The 18,191-nt window shown below is 68.5% G+C and carries 17 protein-coding genes and 1 tRNA gene; 8 read left to right on the top strand and 10 right to left on the bottom strand.

Features of this window, described 5'->3' with window-relative positions; translation table 11 throughout:
* Positions 1-90: 90 nt before the first annotated feature.
* Entirely contained in the window at positions 91-1,188 is a 1,098-nt protein-coding gene (locus tag ACFVH2_RS14595) for an isocitrate/isopropylmalate dehydrogenase family protein (RefSeq protein WP_378424813.1), read from the bottom strand.
* 18 nt (positions 1,189-1,206) lie between these two features.
* Between ACFVH2_RS14595 and ACFVH2_RS14590 the strand changes: the two genes are divergently transcribed.
* Complete coding sequence (locus tag ACFVH2_RS14590) at positions 1,207-1,719, top strand: 2'-5' RNA ligase family protein (RefSeq protein WP_378424815.1); 513 nt, start codon at positions 1,207-1,209, stop codon at positions 1,717-1,719.
* Positions 1,720-1,780: 61 nt separating this feature from the next.
* Entirely contained in the window at positions 1,781-2,146 is a 366-nt protein-coding gene (gene trxA / locus ACFVH2_RS14585) for a thioredoxin (protein ID WP_378424817.1), read from the top strand.
* 18 nt (positions 2,147-2,164) lie between these two features.
* Here the strand turns inward: trxA and ACFVH2_RS14580 are convergent, their stop codons facing one another.
* The 8 genes from ACFVH2_RS14580 to ACFVH2_RS14545 form a co-directional block, all read right to left on the bottom strand.
* Positions 2,165-2,938, bottom strand: a complete 774-nt coding sequence (locus tag ACFVH2_RS14580; protein WP_378424819.1) for a PIG-L family deacetylase — start codon at positions 2,936-2,938, stop codon at positions 2,165-2,167.
* 66 nt (positions 2,939-3,004) lie between these two features.
* Positions 3,005-5,740, bottom strand: coding sequence for a DNA polymerase I (polA, locus tag ACFVH2_RS14575; RefSeq protein WP_378424821.1), 2,736 nt, complete (start codon positions 5,738-5,740; stop codon positions 3,005-3,007).
* A 77-nt stretch (positions 5,741-5,817) separates the two neighbouring features.
* The gene (locus ACFVH2_RS14570) at positions 5,818-6,588 is read right to left on the bottom strand and encodes an ABC transporter ATP-binding protein (protein ID WP_378424823.1); all 771 of its coding nucleotides are present in this window, start codon (positions 6,586-6,588) and stop codon (positions 5,818-5,820) included.
* A complete protein-coding gene (locus tag ACFVH2_RS14565) occupies positions 6,575-7,486 on the bottom strand; it encodes an ABC transporter ATP-binding protein (RefSeq protein WP_378424997.1) in 912 nt (303 codons plus the stop codon). Before ACFVH2_RS14565 ends, ACFVH2_RS14570 begins: the two co-directional genes overlap by 14 nt.
* 44 nt (positions 7,487-7,530) lie before the next feature.
* The gene (locus tag ACFVH2_RS14560) at positions 7,531-8,652 is read right to left on the bottom strand and encodes a branched-chain amino acid ABC transporter permease (protein ID WP_378424999.1); all 1,122 of its coding nucleotides are present in this window, start codon (positions 8,650-8,652) and stop codon (positions 7,531-7,533) included.
* Positions 8,653-8,771: 119 nt separating this feature from the next.
* Positions 8,772-9,809, bottom strand: coding sequence for a branched-chain amino acid ABC transporter permease (locus ACFVH2_RS14555; protein WP_378424825.1), 1,038 nt, complete (start codon positions 9,807-9,809; stop codon positions 8,772-8,774).
* A gap of 108 nt (positions 9,810-9,917) precedes the next feature.
* The gene (locus tag ACFVH2_RS14550) at positions 9,918-11,144 is read right to left on the bottom strand and encodes a branched-chain amino acid ABC transporter substrate-binding protein (protein ID WP_378424827.1); all 1,227 of its coding nucleotides are present in this window, start codon (positions 11,142-11,144) and stop codon (positions 9,918-9,920) included.
* 285 nt (positions 11,145-11,429) lie between these two features.
* On the bottom strand, positions 11,430-12,035 hold the full coding sequence (locus tag ACFVH2_RS14545) for an ANTAR domain-containing response regulator (protein WP_378424829.1): 606 nt from the start codon (positions 12,033-12,035) through the stop codon (positions 11,430-11,432).
* A 110-nt stretch (positions 12,036-12,145) separates the two neighbouring features.
* Between ACFVH2_RS14545 and ACFVH2_RS14540 the strand changes: the two genes are divergently transcribed.
* From ACFVH2_RS14540 to ACFVH2_RS14515, 6 genes are all read left to right on the top strand, one after another.
* Positions 12,146-12,222, top strand: a tRNA-Leu gene (locus ACFVH2_RS14540).
* A gap of 201 nt (positions 12,223-12,423) precedes the next feature.
* The gene (locus ACFVH2_RS14535) at positions 12,424-12,636 is read left to right on the top strand and encodes a hypothetical protein (RefSeq protein WP_378424831.1); all 213 of its coding nucleotides are present in this window, start codon (positions 12,424-12,426) and stop codon (positions 12,634-12,636) included.
* A 274-nt stretch (positions 12,637-12,910) separates the two neighbouring features.
* The gene (locus ACFVH2_RS14530; RefSeq protein WP_378424833.1) at positions 12,911-14,449 is read left to right on the top strand and encodes an arylsulfatase; all 1,539 of its coding nucleotides are present in this window, start codon (positions 12,911-12,913) and stop codon (positions 14,447-14,449) included.
* Between the two features lie 5 nt (positions 14,450-14,454).
* Positions 14,455-15,396 (top strand): HAD family hydrolase, encoded by a 942-nt coding sequence (locus ACFVH2_RS14525; RefSeq protein WP_378424835.1) that lies wholly within the window; start codon positions 14,455-14,457, stop codon positions 15,394-15,396.
* 22 nt (positions 15,397-15,418) lie between these two features.
* A complete protein-coding gene (locus ACFVH2_RS14520) occupies positions 15,419-16,345 on the top strand; it encodes a formylglycine-generating enzyme family protein (protein WP_378424837.1) in 927 nt (308 codons plus the stop codon).
* Between the two features lie 119 nt (positions 16,346-16,464).
* Positions 16,465-16,698, top strand: coding sequence for a hypothetical protein (locus ACFVH2_RS14515; protein ID WP_378424839.1), 234 nt, complete (start codon positions 16,465-16,467; stop codon positions 16,696-16,698).
* Between the two features lie 63 nt (positions 16,699-16,761).
* Here the strand turns inward: ACFVH2_RS14515 and ACFVH2_RS14510 are convergent, their stop codons facing one another.
* Positions 16,762-18,159, bottom strand: a complete 1,398-nt coding sequence (locus ACFVH2_RS14510; RefSeq protein ID WP_378424840.1) for an FAD-binding oxidoreductase — start codon at positions 18,157-18,159, stop codon at positions 16,762-16,764.
* Positions 18,160-18,191 lie beyond the last annotated feature (32 nt).

Genomic DNA, 18,191 nt, shown 5'->3' with positions numbered 1-18,191 from the left:
CACCGTGGCCTCACCAGCAGAACATTACTGGCTCAGCGGCGATTCGCACCTGATACGCGACCCGACACCGGCGCCCGCCACGATCGGGTCTCACCACCGCAGAATGCGGGCGCCGACCGTCTCGGTGAACTCCGCGGTGGACGCGAGGCCGCCGAGATCCGCGGTCGCGACGCCGGCCTCGAGCGTGTGCGCGATCGCGGCCCGGATCCGCTCGGCGGCCCGCGCGAGCGCATCCGATTCCCGCCGCCCGGCCAGCCAGTCGAGCAGCATCGCGGCCGAGAGCATCAGCGCGGTCGGGTTCGCGCGGTTGCGTCCGGCGATGTCCGGCGCGGCACCGTGCGAGGCCTGGGCCATGGCCTGGGTCTGCGAGGCGTTGATCGACGGGGCGGTACCGAGCGAGCCGGACAGTTCGCCCGCGAGGTCGGAGAGGATGTCGCCGAACATGTTCTCCGTCACCACCACGTCGAACTCGGCGCCGCGGCGGACCAGGTGCGCGGCCATCGCGTCGACGTGCTCGGTGCGCACCTCCACCCCGGGGTACTGCTCGGCGATCTCGAGGCACACGTCGCGGAAGAGTCCGGTGGTCAGAGCCAGCACGTTCGCCTTGTGCACCACCGTCACTCGGCGTCGACGCCGCGACGCCAGTTCGAAGGCGATGTGTGCGATCCGTTCACAGGCCCGTCGGGTGAACACCGCGACCGCCAGCGCGACGTCGGGTGTCGGCATGAATTCGCCACTGCCCGTGTGCATGTTGCGATCCGCGTAGAAGCCCTCGGTGTTCTCCCGGACGATCACCAGGTCCATCGCCGGCACGGTGGACCGCACCCCGGCGAACGCGCGGGCCGGCCGAATGTTCGCGTACAGGTCGAACCGTTTGCGAATCGTGCCGCCCGGCGTCAACTGGCCGCGGAACGCCTGCGGATAGGCGGCACTGTCGTGGGGTCCGAGGACCCAGGCGTCGAGGGCGCCGAGCGCCTCCAGGGTCTGCTCCGGGATCGGGGAGCCGTGCGCGGCGATCGCCTCGAGCCCGACGGGGAGTTCGACCCACTCGATCGGCGGCGCTCCGACTGCCGACATCGCGGTGTCGACGACCCGCTGCGTGGCGGGCACGATCTCGTGGCCGATCCCGTCGCCGACCAGCAGCCCCAACCGGGTCGACTCGGGTGTTGTTGCGCGAGGCTGGTTCACCCGACCATCATTGCTCAGATGGTGCAGTCCGTGGAACTGCTGCTCGACGCCGATCTCGACGCTGCGGTACGCCGGGAGTGGCGACGACTGTCCGATGCCAACCTGCCGAGCCAGGACATCGTGCGCAAGTCGACGAACCGGCCGCACATCACGCTGGCGGTGGCACAGCACATCGAGCCGGAAACCGAGCTGCTGCTTCAGCAGGAATTGCTGGCCCCGAAGCTGCACCTGGCACTGGGCGGCCTGGTCGTCTTCGGTGGGCATCGGAAGACCCTGTCGTATCTGGTGATTCCGACGTCGGGTCTGCTCGCGTTGCAACGGACCGTCTTTCGGCTGTTGCACACCAGTCCCGGCATCCCCGCGCACATTCATCCCGGCGACTGGACGCCGCACATCACGCTGGCCAGGAGGGTGTTCCCGGACGAGATCGGTCCCGCGATCAACCTGCTGAACCCGCGGGAACGCTCGGGCGTCGCGGACGGAATCCGACGCTGGGACGGCGACGCGAAGCGCGAGTGGCGGATCGCGTGAGGGAAGATTTCCCGTGGTCGCGCTGTTGAATCGCAGCATCAGGCCCAACGAGAGGATTCGCATGGCTACTCAGACCCTGACCCAGCAGAACTTCGACGAGATCGTCGGCGGCAACGACGTGGTGCTCGTCGACTTCTGGGCGTCGTGGTGCGGACCGTGCCGCGCCTTCGCCCCCACCTTCGAGGCCTCGTCCGAGCAGCACACCGACGTGGTGCACGCCAAGGTCGACACCGAGGCGGAGCAGGGGCTCGCGGCGGCCGCGAACATCCGGTCCATCCCGACGATCATGGCGTTCCGCGAGGGCATCCTGGTGTTCTCGCAGGCAGGCGCGCTCCCGCCGGCCGCGCTCGAGGACCTCGTCACCCAGGTCAAGGCCCTGGACATGGACAAGGTCCGCGAGCAGGTTGCGGCGCAGCAGCAGGGCTGAGGCCACGCCGCCGGGCGCCTAGAGCGGCAGCGCGGTCTCCAACGCATCGGGGGCCGCGCCGCGCCGCCGGAACCACTCGAGCCCGAACGCGGCCGCGAGCTGCTCCTCGGGCATCTCGAGGAAGGGCCCGAAGTCGCCGACCTGCGTGGCGTGCGCGCGCATCGCCGCACGCTTGGCCGCGATCTGGGCGCTCACGTCGACGGCCGTGGTGATCTCCGACTCGGGCAGTCCCAGGGACTCGACGTCCGGCGGCTGCGCCTCGTCGGTCCACGCCGGGTTCGCCGCCAGCAGCCGCTTCATGTGGTCGCGGTTGATCGCGGCCTCGTACACGTGCGGCACCCCGGCGAGCTCGGCGGCACGGACCCCGACCCGATGCACCTGGACGTGGTCCGGATGCCCGTAGCCACCGTTCGTGTCGTAGATGGTCACCACGTCCGCCGACTCCTCCGCGAGGATCTCCGCGAGCCGCTCGGCGGCCAGGTCCACGTCGACGTTGCAGAACGCGTCGGGGTTCTCGTTGTCCGGGGTGCCGGCCATCCCCGAATCCGGGTAGTGCAGCATCACCACGCGGTGCGCTCCGAGCGCACTCGTCGACTCCTCGAGTTCGCGTCGTCGCCTCTGGGCCAGCGACTCACCCGGATCGAGCAGCCCCGCCGGGACCTCGCCGAGCGCACCGTCGGTCGCGGTCACCACGACGACGCGGTGACCGGCATCGGACGCCTGCCGCATCACCCCTCCGGTGATGAACACCTCGTCGTCGGGATGCGCGTGGAAACACACCAGAACGCTCATGCCTCACATGCCTTCACTCGGTAGCCGCCGTCCAGCCTTGCCTTCCCGCGCGCGATACGCGGCCCGTCAGTGCGCCGCACTGTCCCAGCTCCGTCCGGTGCCCACCGACACGTCCAGGGGCACCGACAGTTCGATCGCACCGGCCATCTTCTCCCGGACCAGCGCTTCGACCGCCTCGCGTTCCTCGTCGACCACCTCGAGCACCAGTTCGTCGTGCACCTGCAGCAGCATCCGCGAGCGCAGTCCGGACGCGGCCAGCGCGTCCTGCACGTCGATCATCGCGACCTTGATGATGTCCGCGGCCGTGCCCTGGATGGGCGCGTTCAACGCGGCCCGCTCGGCCACCTCGCGACGCTGGCGGTTGTCGCTGTTCAGATCCGGCAGGTAGCGCCGCCGCCCGAACAGCGTCGAGGTGTACCCGTCCTTGCGGGCCTGCTCGACCACCTCGCGCAGGTAGTCGCGGACGCCGCCGAACCGCGCGAAGTAGGCGTCCATCTGCGCCTTCGCTTCCTCGGTGGAGATCTTCAGCTGCGCGGCCAGGCCGAACGCGCTGAGCCCGTACGCCAAGCCGTACGACATCGCCTTGACCCGACGACGCAGCTCGGGGGTGACCTCCTCGATCGGGACCCCGAACGCGCGCGAACCGACGAAGCTGTGCAGGTCCTCGCCCGTGTTGAACGCCTCGATCAGGCCCTCGTCCCGGGACAGGTGCGCCATGATCCGCATCTCGATCTGGCTGTAGTCGGCCGTCATCAGGACGTCGTAGCCGTCGCCGACGACGAAACCGTCGCGGATCTCCCGGCCCGCGTCGGTCCGCACCGGGATGTTCTGCAGGTTCGGCTCGGTCGAGGACAGCCGGCCGGTGGCGGCCACCGTCTGGTTGAACGTGGTGTGGATCCGGCCGTCGTCGGCCACCGACTTGAGCAGGCCGTCCACCGTCACCTTGAGACGGGTGGCGTCGCGATGCGCGAGCAGGTGTTCGAGGAAGGGATGCTGCGTCTTCTCGAACAGCGACTCGAGTGCGGCCGCGTCCGTGGTGTAGCCGGTCTTGGTCTTCTTCGTCTTCGGCATACCCAGGTCGTCGAAGAGCACCACCTGCAGCTGCTTGGGCGAACCGAGATTGATCTGCTTGCCGATCACCTCGTAGGCCGCGTCTGCCGCTTCACCGATCTGCGCGGCGAACCGGGACTGCAGGTCGTGCAGGTGCGTGGTGTCCACGGCGATGCCGGTGGCCTCCACGTCCGCGAGCACCGCGAGCAGCGGCAGCTCCATCTCGGTGAGCAGCCGCTGCGACTCGATGGCCGCGAGTTCGGTGTCCAGCGCCGCGGCGAGGTCGAGCACGGCGCGGGCGCGCAGGATCTCGCCCTCGGCGGCGGCCGCATCGGCCTGGTCCTCCTCGTCGAGCAGCGAGAGCTGCGCCTCGCCGGAGTCCTCGACCCGCAGCTCCCGCTTGAGGTAGCGCAGCGAGAGGTCGTCGAGGTTGAAGCTGCGCTGACCGGGCCGCACCAGGTAGGCCGCCAGCGCGGTGTCGCTGGTGAGCCCGCCGAGCGTCCAACCGCGTCCGCGCAGGGCGTGCACCGCGGCCTTGGCCTCGTGCAGCGCCTTCGGCGCGTCCACGTCGGCGAGCCACTCGCCGAGCGCCTTCTCGTCCTCCGGTGTCGCGGCGGACACGACGACGTAGCCGCCCTCGCCGTCGGCCGCGGCGATCGCGATCGCGGTGGCGTCCCCGCCGTACGGGGTGCCCGCGCCGACCACCGACAGTCCACTGCGCCGGCCGTCGCGTCCGTGCTCGGCGAGCCAGGACGCGAGGGTGCCCGGCTCGAGCGCCCCGCCGCGCACCTCGAAGCCCTCCTCGGCCTCGGGTTCGGCCGAGGACAGCGTGTCGAAGAGCCGGTCTCGCAGGACGCGGAACTCGAGGTCGTCGAAGAGGGCGTGGATCTTGTCCCGGTCCCACGGCGCGAGCACCAGCTGGTCGGGGGTGTACGGCAGCGGCACGTCGCGGACCATCTCGGTGAGCTGCCGGTTGAGCACGACCGACGACAGGTTCGCACGCAGCGAGTCACCGACCTTGCCGCGGACCTCGTCGACGTGGTCCACCAGATCGTTGAGCGAGCCGTACTCGCGAATCCACTTGGCGGCGGTCTTCTCCCCCACGCCGGGGATGCCCGGCAGGTTGTCGCTCGGGTCGCCGCGCAGCGCCGCGTAGTCCGGGTACTGGCGCGGGGTGAGGCCGTACTTCTCCTCGACCGCCGCCGGGGTGAAGCGGGTCAGGTCGGAGACGCCCTTCTTCGGGTAGAGCACGGTCACGTCGGGTGTGACGAGCTGCAACGAGTCGCGGTCGCCGGTGCACACCAGGACCCGGTAGCCGAGATCCTCGGCCTGCGTGGTGAGGGTGGCGATGATGTCGTCGGCCTCGAACCCGGCTTCGGCCATCACCGGGATGCCCATCGCACCGAGCACCTCCTTGGTGATCTCGACCTGCCCCTTGAACTCGTCGGGGGTCTTCGCGCGGTTCGCCTTGTACTCCGGGAACGCCTCCGCGCGGAAGGTCTGCCGGGAGACGTCGAACGCCGCCGCGACGTGCGTGGGCTGCTCGTCGCGCAGCAGGTTGATCAGCATCGAGGTGAACCCGTACACCGCGTTGGTGGTCTGGCCGCTGTGCGTCTTGAAGTTCTCCGCGGGCAGCGCGAAGAACGCGCGATAGGCCAGCGAGTGCCCGTCGAGCAGCAGCAGTGTCGGCTTCTCGCTCGCGGCGGCGGCGTCGGCTGGGGCGGCGGGGCTCTGATCGGTTGCTGGGCTCACCGGGGAGAGTCTAGGGAGCGACACCGACACTGTGGAACTCCGGCGGCGGGGAACCGACCCCGCGGCGTCGCCCGGCACTATCCCACGCCCAGGTATGCGTGCTTGACCGCCGGGTCGGCGAGCAGTGCCGTCCCGGTCCCGGTCTTGGTCACCTCGCCGGTCTCGAGGATGTAGGCGCGATCGGTCCGGGTGAGCGCCTGCTGCGCGTTCTGCTCGACGAGCAGGATGGTGGTGCCCTGCGTGTTGATCTCCGAGATGATCCGGAAGATCTGCTGGATCACCATGGGCGCCAACCCCATCGACGGTTCGTCGAGCATCAGCAGTCGCGGCCGGGCCATCAGGGCGCGCCCGATGGCCAGCATCTGCTGCTCGCCGCCGGACATGGTGCCGCCGACCTGAGTGCGCCGCTCGGCGAGTCGAGGGAACAGTCCGAAGACCCAGTCGAGTCGGTCCGTGTAGGCCTGCTTGCTCTCGAACTTGCGGGCGTAGCAGCCCATGTCGAGGTTCTCCTGCACGGTCATGCCGGGGAACACGCCGCGACCCTCAGGCGCCTGCACGACGCCCAGTTTGACCCGTTCGTGGGCCTTCATCCGGGTGATGTCGCGACCGTCGAAGACGATCCGGCCGGCGGTCAACGGCAGCAGGCCGGACAGGGCCCGCATGGTGGTGGACTTGCCGGCGCCGTTCGCGCCGAGCAGTGTGACCAGTTCGCCGCGCTCGACCCGCAGCGAGATCCCGTGCAGCGCCCGGATGCGGCCGTAGCCGACGACCATGTCGGTCACCTCGAGCAGCGGCGTCCGGGCGGGCGTGGCCTGCCGGTCGACGGCGGGCGGATCAAGAAGCGGCATCGTCGGGCACCCCCAGGTAGGCGGCGATCACGGCGGGGTTCTGCCGGATCGCGGCGGGCAGGTCGTCGGCGATCTTGCGGCCGAACTCGAGCACCACGATCCGGTCGGTCACCCCCATCACCAAGCGCATGTCGTGCTCGATGAGCAGCACCGTGAAGCCGTCGTCGCGAATCTTGCGGATCAGGTCCATCAGTGCGGATTTCTCGCTGGGGTTGAAACCGGCGGCGGGCTCGTCGAGGCACAGCAGCTTCGGCTCGGTGGCGAGTGCACGTGCGATCTCGAGCCGGCGCTGGTCGCCGTAGGAGAGGTTCTTCGCCTTCTCCACCGCGCGGGGCGCGATGCCCACGAACTCGAGCAACGCCAGGCCGCGCTCGACGGCGTCCCGCTCCTCGCGCCGGTGCCGCGCGGTCCGAAAGATGGCGCCGGGCACCGAGGTCCGGTGCCGGGCGTCGGTGCCGACCACGACGTTCTCCAGCGCGGTCATCTCCCCGAACAGCCGGATGTTCTGGAAGGTGCGGGCGATGCCGAGGCGGGTGATCTCGTTGCGTTTCGTCTTCTCGAGCGGCTTGCCGTCGAATGTGACGGTGCCGGCGGACGGCTTGTAGACACCGGTGATGGCGTTGAAGCAGGTGGTCTTGCCCGCACCGTTCGGCCCGATCAGCCCGAGGATCTCCCCGCGCCTGATCTCGAAGGTCACGTCGTCGAGCGCGACGAGGCCGCCGAACCGGACGCTGAGCCCGTCGGTGCGCAGCAGCACCTGCCCCTCGCCGGTGGCGATCTCGCGTTGCGGTGCAACGACTTCGGCGACCGCCTCGGGATCTCCGAGCGTCGGGTCGACCGCCGCGACGTCGACGATGCCCGCGCTGGGCGCCGCCGCCTCGGTCGCGGGCTCGGCCATGTCCTCGTTGTCGAACAGGGCATCGCCCGGTCCCGGACCCGCCGTCATGGCGCCTCCCCCTTCGTCGCGGCGACCGGTTCGGCCGGCACCGGTCGCCGCACCGCCTGGTACACCTGCCTGCCGTAGGCGAGCAGCTTCTGCCGCGCCGGGAACAGGCCCTGCGGCCGGAAGATCATCAGCACCACCAGCGCGAGCCCGAAGAAGAGGTACTTGTAGTCACCCAGCGACTGCCCGCCGACCTGGATCGACATCGCCCGGTTCGGCAGGTACACGATGATGAACGCGCCGACGATCACGCCGAGCTTGTTGCCCTGGCCGCCGATCACCACCGCGCAGAGGAACAGCATCGAGTTGATGACGTTGAACCCGGTCGGGTTGATGAACTGGACCTGGCCCGCGTAGAGGGCGCCCGAGAGTCCGCCGATGGAGGCGCCGATGGTGAAGGCCCACAGCTTGAACTTGAAGGTGGGCACGCCCATGATCTCGGCGGCGTCCTCGTCCTCGCGGATCGCCACCCACGCCCGTCCGACCCGGCTGCGTTCGAGGTTCCCGACGATCAGCAGCACCACGATCACCATCGCCATGCCGACCCAGTACCACCAGACGCCGGAGTTGACGTTGCCTCCGGTGTTGCCGGCCGAGAAGACCCCGTACGGGTTGTCCTCGGAGACGCCCAGGCGCGGGTACGCGATCTGGGACAGGCCCTGACCGCCGTTGGTGACGTCGGTGAGGTTGTCGGCGAGCAACCGCACGATCTCACCGAAGCCGAGGGTCACGATGGCCAGGTAGTCACCGCGCAGGCGCAGCGTCGGGGTGCCGAGTATCAGCCCGGTGAACGCGGTGATCGCCACGGCGAGGGGCAGGCACGAGAGCCAGGCCCAGTCGGTGGAGAAGAACCCGGTGGCGCTCAACTTGTTCCACGGGCTGTTCGGGCTGGTGAGCAGCGCGACGGTGTAGGCGCCGACGGCGTAGAAACCGACGTAACCGAGGTCGAGCAGCCCCGCCTGACCGACCACCACGTTGAGGCCGATGGCGATCAGTGCGTACATGGCGAACTGCGCCATGACGCCGCCGAAGTCGGTGCCGGGGGTGTCCAGCAGCGGCGGTCGCCACACCGGCAGGATCGCGATCAGCGCGATCACCGGCACCCCGACCAGCCACTGCATCGGCCGGGCGAGCCCGTTCCACCATCCCCGGATCGCGTCGCCGACACCGTGCCTCTCGGGCGGTGGCGCGGCAGGGAGTTCGCTCGAATTCGGTGACGCTGCCGTCGAATTGCCGATGCTCATACCCGGACCCTCCCGAGGCTCTCACCGAGAATGCCGGTAGGCCGGAACATCAGCACCGCGACGAGCAGCACGAATGCGACGACGTCGCGCCATTCGGTGCCGAACACCACCTGGCCGTAGTTCTCCATCACGCCGAGCAGCAGACCGCCGAGCAGGGCGCCGCGCAGGTTGCCGATGCCGCCGAGGACCGCCGCCGAGAACGCCTTGATGCCGAGGATGAATCCGCCGTTGAAGATGATGCCGGACGGGATCTTGAGGGTGTAGAGCATGGCGGCGGCGCCGGCGAGGATGCCGCCGAGCAGGAAGGTCAGCATGATCACCCGCTCGCGTGAGATCCCCATCAGGGTCGCGGTGTCGGGATCCTGTGCGACGGCCCGGATTCCGCGACCGAACTTGGTGCGGTTGATGACGATGTCGGTGAGCAGGGTCAGCAGCAGCGCCGCGACGATGATCACGATCGTCACGTTCGTGACCGCGGCGCCCCCGATGGTGAACACCTCCACCGGCTGGACGAGCTTGATCGGCTGCTGCGCGTTGGGTCCGCCGAGCCCCGGCCAGATCTTCGGCAACACGTAGTGCACGAATTCCTGGAGTACGAAAGACATTCCGATAGCGGTGATGAGGAAGACCAGCGGTTTGGCGCCGCGCCTGCGCAGCGGCCGGTAGGCCACCCGTTCCAGGCCGACGGCCGCGGTGCCGGACACGGCCATGCCGAACAGCATCGCGAGACCGAGGAATACGACGGTCATGACCACGCCCTCGTTGTAAGCGTTGCCGCTGGGGGTGAAGCCCATCAACTCCAGCGCGACGTACTGGCCGAACATGCCGAGCATGAAGATCTCGGAGTGCGCGAAGTTGATCAGTCGAAGCACGCCGTACACCAGCGTGTAGCCGATGGCGACGAGCGCGTAGATGGCGCCGTAGCTGAGGCCGTCGATGGTCAACTGCCAGAAGCTCTTGGTCAGTCCGTCGATGTTGAAGCTGATATTGCCTGCGTACAGGTTCGCCGAGTCGGCGAGTGCGGTTGCGATCATCGAAGTCTTTCTCCGCGGGTCTTCGGATGTGGTCGACAGCCGCTCGGGCGGTACGGCCGGGGCCCGCGTGCGCGTGTGTGCTCGCGGGCGCCCGGCCGGCGCCTCGGGTCAGTTGACCTTGTAGATCTGGATGAGCGCGTTCGAGAGCTCACCCTTGTCGTTCCACTGGTACCGCTTGCCGACGCCCTGGCCGTCGTAGCCCTTGACGAAGGCGAGCAGTCCGGCCCGGTCCTTGACCCCCGAGTCGATCGCCGCGAGCATGATCGTCGTCAGGTCGTAGCCCTCGACGGAGTAGACGCCCGGCGCCTGACCGTTGAGTGCCTCGTACTCCTTCGCCAGCGCGGGCGGGGCCGGGATGCACGGGCAGGTCAGGATCGCGTCCTTGGCAGCCTGACCGGCCTGCTTGACGAACTCGGGGTCGTTGGTGCCGTCGCCCGAACTGAACGTCGCGGTGACGCCGCCCTCGCGCAGCTGGGTCACGAACGGGGCGGCCTCGGCGTAGTAGCCCGAGTACCAGATCGCGTCGGGGGACTCGCCCTTGATCTGCGAGACCGTGGCGGCGAAGTCCTTCTGGCCGGTCTTGACGCTGGCCGAGCATGCCGGGTCCGCCGCCGCACCGAGTTCGGCGGTGACGACCTTGGCCAGGCCGACGCCGTAGTCGGAATCGTCCTGGACGACGCAGACCTTCTTGGCGCCGAGGCTGCCGGTGAGGTACTTGGCGACGACGGTGCCCTGACTGTTGTCGTTGCCCAGGCCCCGGAAGAAGGTGCTCCAGCCGTTCTCGGTGAGAGTCGGGTTGGTGGCCGAGGCGGTGAGGAAGGGCAGTCCGGCCTGGTTGAAGATCGATCCGGTGGCCTTGGTCTCGCCGGAGAACGCCGGCCCCAGCAGCCCGATGACGGACTGGTCGCTGACGATATTGGGCGCAACCTGGGTCGCCTTCTGCGGGTCGCCCTCGGTGTCGAACTGTTTGACGGTGACCTGGCAGTTGGGGTTGGCCTTGTTGTGCTTGTCGATGGCGAGCTTGGCGCCGTACAGGATGTTCTGTCCCAGTGCGGAATTCGCACCGGTCAGTGCGCCCGCCATGGCCAGCGAGACGCCCGAGCAGGTGGCGTTGCCGCTGCCGGCCGGGTTCGCGGCGTCGGTCACGTCGCTGCCGGGCACCTCGACGGCCCCGGCGTCGAGCAGCACAGTCGGCTGAATGCTCAGCCCCGAGGAGGAACCGGACGTGCTGTTTCCGGACGATCCACTGTCGGTCGACTTGCTGCTACATCCCGCGACCGCCAGGACCGCCGCGACACCAATGACCAACGCGCCTCTCGCTGTACGACGATGCACGTCCCACCTCCGAATTCTGCGCACCCCGGCATTGCCGGAGGGGCCGACCGCGTCAGCCCGGACAGAACATATCCCCGCCGTAATCGGCTTGCAGGGCAACACAACGTACGGTCCGAATTCTTGTTTCGAGTGTTACGCCGGAAGCTCTCGGACCAGCGGGAACACACCCGCCCGAGTTCGACAATTCAGCAGGTGGACGGCCATTTGGACGGACGTCCATTTTAGGGTTCGACAGGAAACGCCCGTGAAACAATTCCGTTCCGATATTTTACTGAGTCATTCAAACTATTTGGGGTCGAGCGTTTCGATGACGACCTCGGCGACGACCTTCATCGACGTCCGGCGGTCCATCGCGGCGCGCTGGATCCACTTGAACGCCTCGGGTTCGCTGAGCGACTGCGAGGTCATCAGGACACCCTTCGCGCGCTCGATGATCTTGCGGGTCTCGATCCGGTCGGTGAGGGTCGCGACCTCCGACTCGAGCGCTGCGATCTCGGCGAACCGGCTCGCGGCAAGTTCGACGGCAGGCACCAGATCGGACTTGGAGAACGGCTTGACGAGGTAGGCCATCGCGCCGGCGTCGCGGGCGCGTTCGACGAGTTCACGCTGACTGAATGCGGTGAGGATGACCACGGGGGCGATCCGCTTGGCGGCGATCTCCGAGGCCGCGTCGATGCCGTCGCGCCGGGGCATCTTCACGTCCATGATCACCAGGTCGGGTCGCAACTCCTCGGCGAGTTCGACGGCGCGTTGGCCGTCGCCGGCCTCGCCGACCACGTCGTAACCCTCCTCACGGAGCATCTCGACCAGATCCATCCGGATCAGCGTCTCGTCCTCCGCGACCACGACGCGTCGCGCAGCCGGGCCGCTACCAGCGACAGGAGCGTTCATCGTGGGCCTTCCCCTTTCCGCCGGCCACCTCGACTCACGTGGCGCGGACTCTAAGAGGGTACCGGTGCTTGACGCTCGCGACGGATCTCCTAGAGTGGACAACCGCACCAGCCCTCGTATCCCAATTGGCAGAGGAAACGGATTCAAAACCCGTGCAGTGTGAGTTCGAGTCTCACCGAGGGCACCACGACAGGCCGCGACATCCGCCGCGGCGCAGGACACTCCCCCACCCCGAATTCGCTGGTTGCCAACGGTGACCGGAGGGCGCAGTGTTAGTGAACAGGGGCCGTCCACTCCCCGATTCTCACGTCGCGCAGGTCGGAACGAGTTGCCAGGCCGCACGCACACACGTAGTTGAGAGAACGCCATGAACAAGGTCTCGCTTCGCATGGCACTGGCAGCGATCGCTGTCGCACCCATGATCGCCCTCACGCCCGGCCTTGCCGCGGCAGACACCGCAGTCGTACCGGCTCCCGGCTCGGTCCACCCGGTCGTCCTCTTCAGCCAACTCGGCCCCCTCGGCGCCATCCTCTCCTGCGCTCCGGTGGGAATCGTGCCGATCATCGGCCCGAACGTCATATTCCCCATCTGCCTGGTCTGAGGCGTGTTTCGAGCCACCGCCAACAGCGGCCCGCAACGGTCGACGGCGATGTGGCCCTTGAGATCTGGGGTCGCGGTGCAGACCGCCGCCCGTGAAAATGCCGACGCCGGTCGCGTCGCCGCCGCGGGTATTCGTTCGCGGCCGAGTGAGGCGTGGCCGGCATCGGTTTCACCCGGGCAGGGTGAGGTGCTCGACCCACCGCGCCACGCATTCTCACCGTGAAGGAGCTTGCCTGTATCCGCCGAAGCCACGCACGCCGACGAGGAGATCGCACATGCCGAATTCGAAGCCGAACATCCTGGTGATCTGGGGAGACGACATCGGCATCACCAACCTCAGCTGCTACAGCGACGGGCTGATGGGATACCGGACCCCGAACATCGACCGCCTGGCCGACGAGGGCATGAAGTTCACCGACTCCTACGGGGAACAGAGTTGCACCGCGGGCCGCGCCTCGTTCATCACCGGCCAGAGTGTGTACCGAACGGGGATGAGCAAGGTCGGAATGCCGGGCGCCGACATCGGACTCTCCGCGGAGGATCCCACCATCGCGGAACTGATCAAGCCGCTCGGGTACGCGACCGGGCAGTTCGGCAAGAACCATCTCGGTGACCTGAACAAGTACCTGCCGACCGTGCACGGCTTCGACGAGTTCTTCGGCAACCTCTATCACCTCAACGCCGAGGAAGAGCCGGAACTCCCGGACTACCCCGACAAGGAGCTGTATCCCCGGCTGTACAACCTGCAACGGCCGCGGGGCGTCCTCCGCGCGTGGGCCACCGACGAGGACGATCCCACCGAGGATCCGCGGTTCGGCCGCGTCGGAAGACAGCGGATCGAGGACACCGGGCCGCTGACCAAGAAGCGGATGGAGACCATCGACGACGAGATCGCCGACGCGGCTGTCGACTTCATCCGGCGCCAGCACGAAGCGGACACACCGTTCTTCCTGTGGCTGAACTTCACCCACATGCACCTGCGCACGCACACGAAGCCGGAAAGCGTGGGGCAGTCGGGCATCTGGCAGTCGCCGTACCACGACACCATGATCGACCACGACAAGAACGTCGGTTCGGTCCTCGACGTCCTCGACGAACTAGGCCTCGCCGAGGACACGATCGTCATCTACAGCACCGACAACGGCCCGCACGCCAACACGTGGCCGGACGGCGCGACGACCCCCTTCCGCAGCGAGAAGGACACCAACTGGGAAGGCGCCTTCCGGGTTCCGCAGGTGATCAGGTGGCCCGGCAGGATCCCCGCTGGGGCGGTCTCGAACGACATCGTCCAGCATCACGACTGGCTGCCCACCTTCCTCGCGGCGGCGGGTGACGCCGACATCGTCGAGGAGCTGAAGCAAGGGCATGCCGTCGGGGACAAGACGTTCAAGGTCCACATCGACGGCTACAACCTGCTGCCGTATCTCACCGGGGAGGTGGAGCGGAGCCCACGCCGTGGCATGGTCTATTTCTCCGACGACTGCGACGTCCTGGGTGTGCGGTTCGAGAACTGGAAGATCGTATTCATGGAGCAGCGGGCGACCGGCACGCTGGGGATCTGGGCGGAGCCGTTCACGGAACTGCGCGTCCCGAAACTGTTCAACCTTCGCACCGACCCGTTCGAGCGGGCCGATTCGACGTCGAACACGTACTGGGACTGGTTCCTCGACCACGACTACATCGTCTTCTACGGCACTGCGATCGGTACCGCCTTCCTCGACACGTTCGAGGAGTTCCCGCCGCGGCAGGAGCCGGCCACCTTCACCATCGACCACGCGGTGAAGAAACTGCACGCCTTCCTGGCGCGGGACTGACGACGATGACGGGCTCGCTCGCGTCGTGGGCGGACGGCGGAACACGCTCCGCCATTGTGGATTTCGTCGCCCGGGTCACCGACGAGGGCGGGCCCGACTACGTCGAACCCGCGGCACGGATCGCGGTGTTCGACAACGACGGCACCCTGTGGTGTGAGAAACCGATGCCGATCCAACTCGATTTCACCGTCCGACGGCTCGCCGAGATGGCCGAGGACCAGGTCGAGTTGCGCGACCGGCAACCCTGGAAGGCCGCGTTCGAGCAGGATCTCGGGTGGCTCGGCGCGGCGATGGTCAAGCACTACCACGGTGACGACGCCGATCTGACGCTGCTGATGGGCGCCATCACGCAGGCGTTCGGTGAGGTCACGGTGGAGGACTACGACGCCCGGGTGACGGCGTTCTTCGGCGGAACCGATCATCCGACGCTCGGTCGCCCGTACCGCGGGTGTGGCTTCACGCCGATGGTCGAACTGCTGCGCTATCTGGAAGCACACGGCTTCACCAACTACATCGCCTCCGGCGGCGACCGCGATTTCATGCGCCCCGTCGCCGGCGATCTGTACGGGGTGCCGCCCGAACGGATCATCGGCAGCGCCCTCGGACTCTCGTACCGGGCAGAAGGAGGCCGGTCCGATCTGCTCTACAAGGCGGCGATGGACTTCTTCGACGACGGCCCCGAGAAGCCGGTGCGAATCTGGAGCCGGATCGGCCGGCGCCCGATCCTGTCGGTCGGCAACTCCAACGGCGACCTGCCGATGCTGGCCTTCTCCACCCTGCCGGGGGCACCTGCTCTGCGTTTGCTGATCCTGCACGACGACGGCGACCGGGAGTTCGACTACGTCGGCGGAGCGGAGGACATACTCGATCACGCGCGTCGCAGCGACTGGACCGTGGTGAGCATGAAGAATGACTGGCACGAGGTGTTCGCCCCCGACACCGCTTGAGCAGGCAGGAGTTTCAGCACTCGTGGACACCGTCACCGTGACCGAACTCCGGCAGGTCCCGGCCCAGATCTTCACGATGGGCTCCGACCGGCACTACCCGGAGGAGGCTCCGGCCCATCGCGTCGAGGTCGACGCGTTCGCCATCGAGGCCCGGCAGGTCACCAACGCCCAGTACGCGGTCTTCGTCGAGGACACCGGATACCGCACCGTCGCGGAACGACCCCTGGATCCGGCGGAGTTCCCGGGCGCACCCGCCGAGAACCTGCAGCCGGGGTCGATGGTGTTCGTCCCGACCCCCGGCCCGGTGGACCTGCGGCACATCAACCAGTGGTGGAGATGGACGCCGGGCGCGTCCTGGCGGACGCCGGAGGGGCCGGATTCGACGACCGACGGTCGCCGCGACCATCCCGTCGTCCACATCGCGCACGAGGACGCGCAGGCGTACGCCCTGTGGGCGGGGCGCGCGCTGCCCACCGAGGCGCAGTGGGAGGCCGCGGCACGAGGCGGACGCGAGCACGCCGAGTTCACTTGGGGCGACGAGGCCGAACCGGACGACCAGCGGCTCGCGAACTTCTGGCACGGCGACTTCCCCTGGCGGTCCGAACCGGGATATGGCACCACCGCGCCGGTCGCGTCCTACCCGCCGAATCCGTACGGACTGTTCGACATGGCGGGCAACGTCTGGGAATGGACCGACGACTGGTACGCCGAGGGTCATGGCAGCGGGCACTCGTGCTGTGCGCCGCGGAACCCGCGCGGCGGAGCCGTCGAGGAGAGCTACGACGCCCGTCAACCCCAGTTCAGGGTCCCCCGGAAGGTCATCAAGGGTGGCTCGTTCCTCTGCGCCGACAGCTACTGCCGACGCTATCGGCCCGCCGCCCGCCGCCCACACATGATCGACACCGGCATGAGCCACATCGGGTTCCGCTGCGTCTCGACCGACCACTGAGGGCGGCCCCACGGAAACGAGCGGACGAGGACGGCCCGGACGCTTTGGTGATCATGCCGCCGTGTCGCCGCATGCCCGCGCGGGAATCCGCGTCGGCCCTACCCGATACGGTTGACACCATGACCGACCTCGCCGAGCGCGCGTGCCTGCCGTTGAGCGACGGTGACCGCGTCCGGCTCGTTCTCGACCTCGTCGAGCTCGCGCAGACCCGAGTGGGACCGGACGAGGTCAGCGACCTTGCCGGGCCCGCACTGTCGCTGCACGGCGTCACGCTCAACCAGGACGTCGCGCGGGGCTGGAACCTGGCGCTCGAGATCCTCACCCGCACCCTCGAGGCCAGGCTGCCGCACTGACGCGCCGCCGCGGACTACCCACGGACCAGCCGACCCCGCGGGTCGCCAGGGTCGCGGGGCCCGTCACCACCGCGCCGCTGCAGCGAACACGCCCTTCGGATCGACGCGATCACGAATCGCGGTGAGGCGCCGACGCGCCTGCGGATCCCAGGTCGCCCGTACCCGGTCGGCCGGCTCCCCGGTCGCCCCACCTGCGAAGTTCATCAGTGCGCCGCCGGTCCCCCAGGGCTCCATCGCGGCCAGCACCGAATCGAGTGCAACCGGAACCGCCTCGGCGATTGGCGGGACCGGCATTCCGACGGTGAACAGGCTGAACGCGGCGTCGCGACCCGCAACCGCGTTCGGCACCTCGGCATCGCGACCCAGAGCACCGCCCATCGCCCTGATCTCCGCCAGCACCAGCGGCAGTCCACCCGCCGGGCCGACCGTCGCGAGGAACTCGTCGATCGCCTCGACCGGCAGCTCGCGCAGCAGCATCGAGCGCTCGGCGCCCGGGATCGCATCAGTCGGGTCGGCGTGGATCGATCCGAGATCTGCGTACATGATCTCGGTCACCGTGTCGACGATCGGCGTCGCCAGGGCGCGCAGAGGCTCGAGCAGCGCCTCCCCGTCCTCGGTGTCGCTGAGGTGCGCGAAGCGCAGGTGCAGCACCGTCCTCCCACGCAGCGGTTCCGGGATCACGGGCAGCGGGGGGAAGTTCACCACCGCGACGGACGAGGTCACCGACTCCGGGACCCCATGCACCCATTCACGCCAGCCGTGCAGGACCCGCGGCGCGTCTAGGTAGTCGAAGAACATCCCGCCGGCGTGCAGGGTCTGAATCTCGAAGAGCCGGAAGGTGATCTGCGTGACGATGCCGAAAGCGCCTCCGCCTCCCCGCAGCGCCCAGAAGAGATCGGGATCGTCGGTCGCGCCGACCCTGTGCAACTGACCGTCCGCGGTGACCACCTCCACCTCGACGACGTGGTCGGCCGCGAAACCGAGCGTGCGCGCCGCCGGGCCGATTCCGCCGCCGAGGGTGTATCCGACCACCCCGACGCCCGGCGCGGACCCGCAGGCCCCGCCGAGTCCGTGTGGCGTCGCCGCGTCGAGCACCTGCTGCCAGCGCACGCCCGCCCCGACCGTCGCGGTGCGGGCCTGGGGATCGACGACGACCGAGTCGAGGAGTCTGGTGTTGATCAGGATCGACTCCGGCCCTGCGGCGGCCGCGCCGTGCCCGGTGGCCTGCACGGCCACCGACAAACCCGCGTCGATCGCGATCCCGACCGCCGTGGCCACGTCCGCGGCGCTGGACGCGACCACCACAGCGGCGGGCCGGTGCACGGTCGTGGTGTTGAACGAGGCCACGGACAGGTCGAACCCAGGGTCGCCGGGGGCGTGCACCGGCCCGGCCGTCGCGGCGGCGAGACGCTCGACGATCGAGGGCAGGGCGGGCGAGGATTCTTCGATGCTGGTGGACATGGGCGCTTCCCTTCGGCTGTCGAAACTGTCGA

The sequence above is a fragment of the Rhodococcus sp. NPDC127527 genome, assembly GCF_042672245.1.
Taxonomy (GTDB): Bacteria; Actinomycetota; Actinomycetes; order Mycobacteriales; family Mycobacteriaceae; genus Rhodococcus_G.
This window is presented reverse-complemented; position numbering and strand designations above follow the sequence as displayed.

What these genes read in the sequence shown, in the direction of transcription:
- ACFVH2_RS14590 (WP_378424815.1), top strand. Translation starts at nt 1,207, where the DNA reads ATGGTGCAGTCCGTGGAACTGCTGCTCGACGCCGATCTCGACGCTGCG.
- trxA (WP_378424817.1), top strand. Translation starts at nt 1,781, where the DNA reads ATGGCTACTCAGACCCTGACCCAGCAGAACTTCGACGAGATCGTCGGC.
- ACFVH2_RS14580 (WP_378424819.1), bottom strand. Translation starts at nt 2,938, where the DNA reads ATGAGCGTTCTGGTGTGTTTCCACGCGCATCCCGACGACGAGGTGTTC.
- ACFVH2_RS14570 (WP_378424823.1), bottom strand. Translation starts at nt 6,588, where the DNA reads ATGCCGCTTCTTGATCCGCCCGCCGTCGACCGGCAGGCCACGCCCGCC.
- ACFVH2_RS14565 (WP_378424997.1), bottom strand. Translation starts at nt 7,486, where the DNA reads ATGGCCGAGCCCGCGACCGAGGCGGCGGCGCCCAGCGCGGGCATCGTC.
- ACFVH2_RS14560 (WP_378424999.1), bottom strand. Translation starts at nt 8,652, where the DNA reads ATGCAGTGGCTGGTCGGGGTGCCGGTGATCGCGCTGATCGCGATCCTG.
- ACFVH2_RS14555 (WP_378424825.1), bottom strand. Translation starts at nt 9,809, where the DNA reads ATGATCGCAACCGCACTCGCCGACTCGGCGAACCTGTACGCAGGCAAT.
- ACFVH2_RS14545 (WP_378424829.1), bottom strand. Translation starts at nt 12,035, where the DNA reads ATGAACGCTCCTGTCGCTGGTAGCGGCCCGGCTGCGCGACGCGTCGTG.
- ACFVH2_RS14535 (WP_378424831.1), top strand. Translation starts at nt 12,424, where the DNA reads ATGGCACTGGCAGCGATCGCTGTCGCACCCATGATCGCCCTCACGCCC.
- ACFVH2_RS14530 (WP_378424833.1), top strand. Translation starts at nt 12,911, where the DNA reads ATGCCGAATTCGAAGCCGAACATCCTGGTGATCTGGGGAGACGACATC.
- ACFVH2_RS14525 (WP_378424835.1), top strand. Translation starts at nt 14,455, where the DNA reads ATGACGGGCTCGCTCGCGTCGTGGGCGGACGGCGGAACACGCTCCGCC.
- ACFVH2_RS14515 (WP_378424839.1), top strand. Translation starts at nt 16,465, where the DNA reads ATGACCGACCTCGCCGAGCGCGCGTGCCTGCCGTTGAGCGACGGTGAC.
- ACFVH2_RS14510 (WP_378424840.1), bottom strand. Translation starts at nt 18,159, where the DNA reads ATGTCCACCAGCATCGAAGAATCCTCGCCCGCCCTGCCCTCGATCGTC.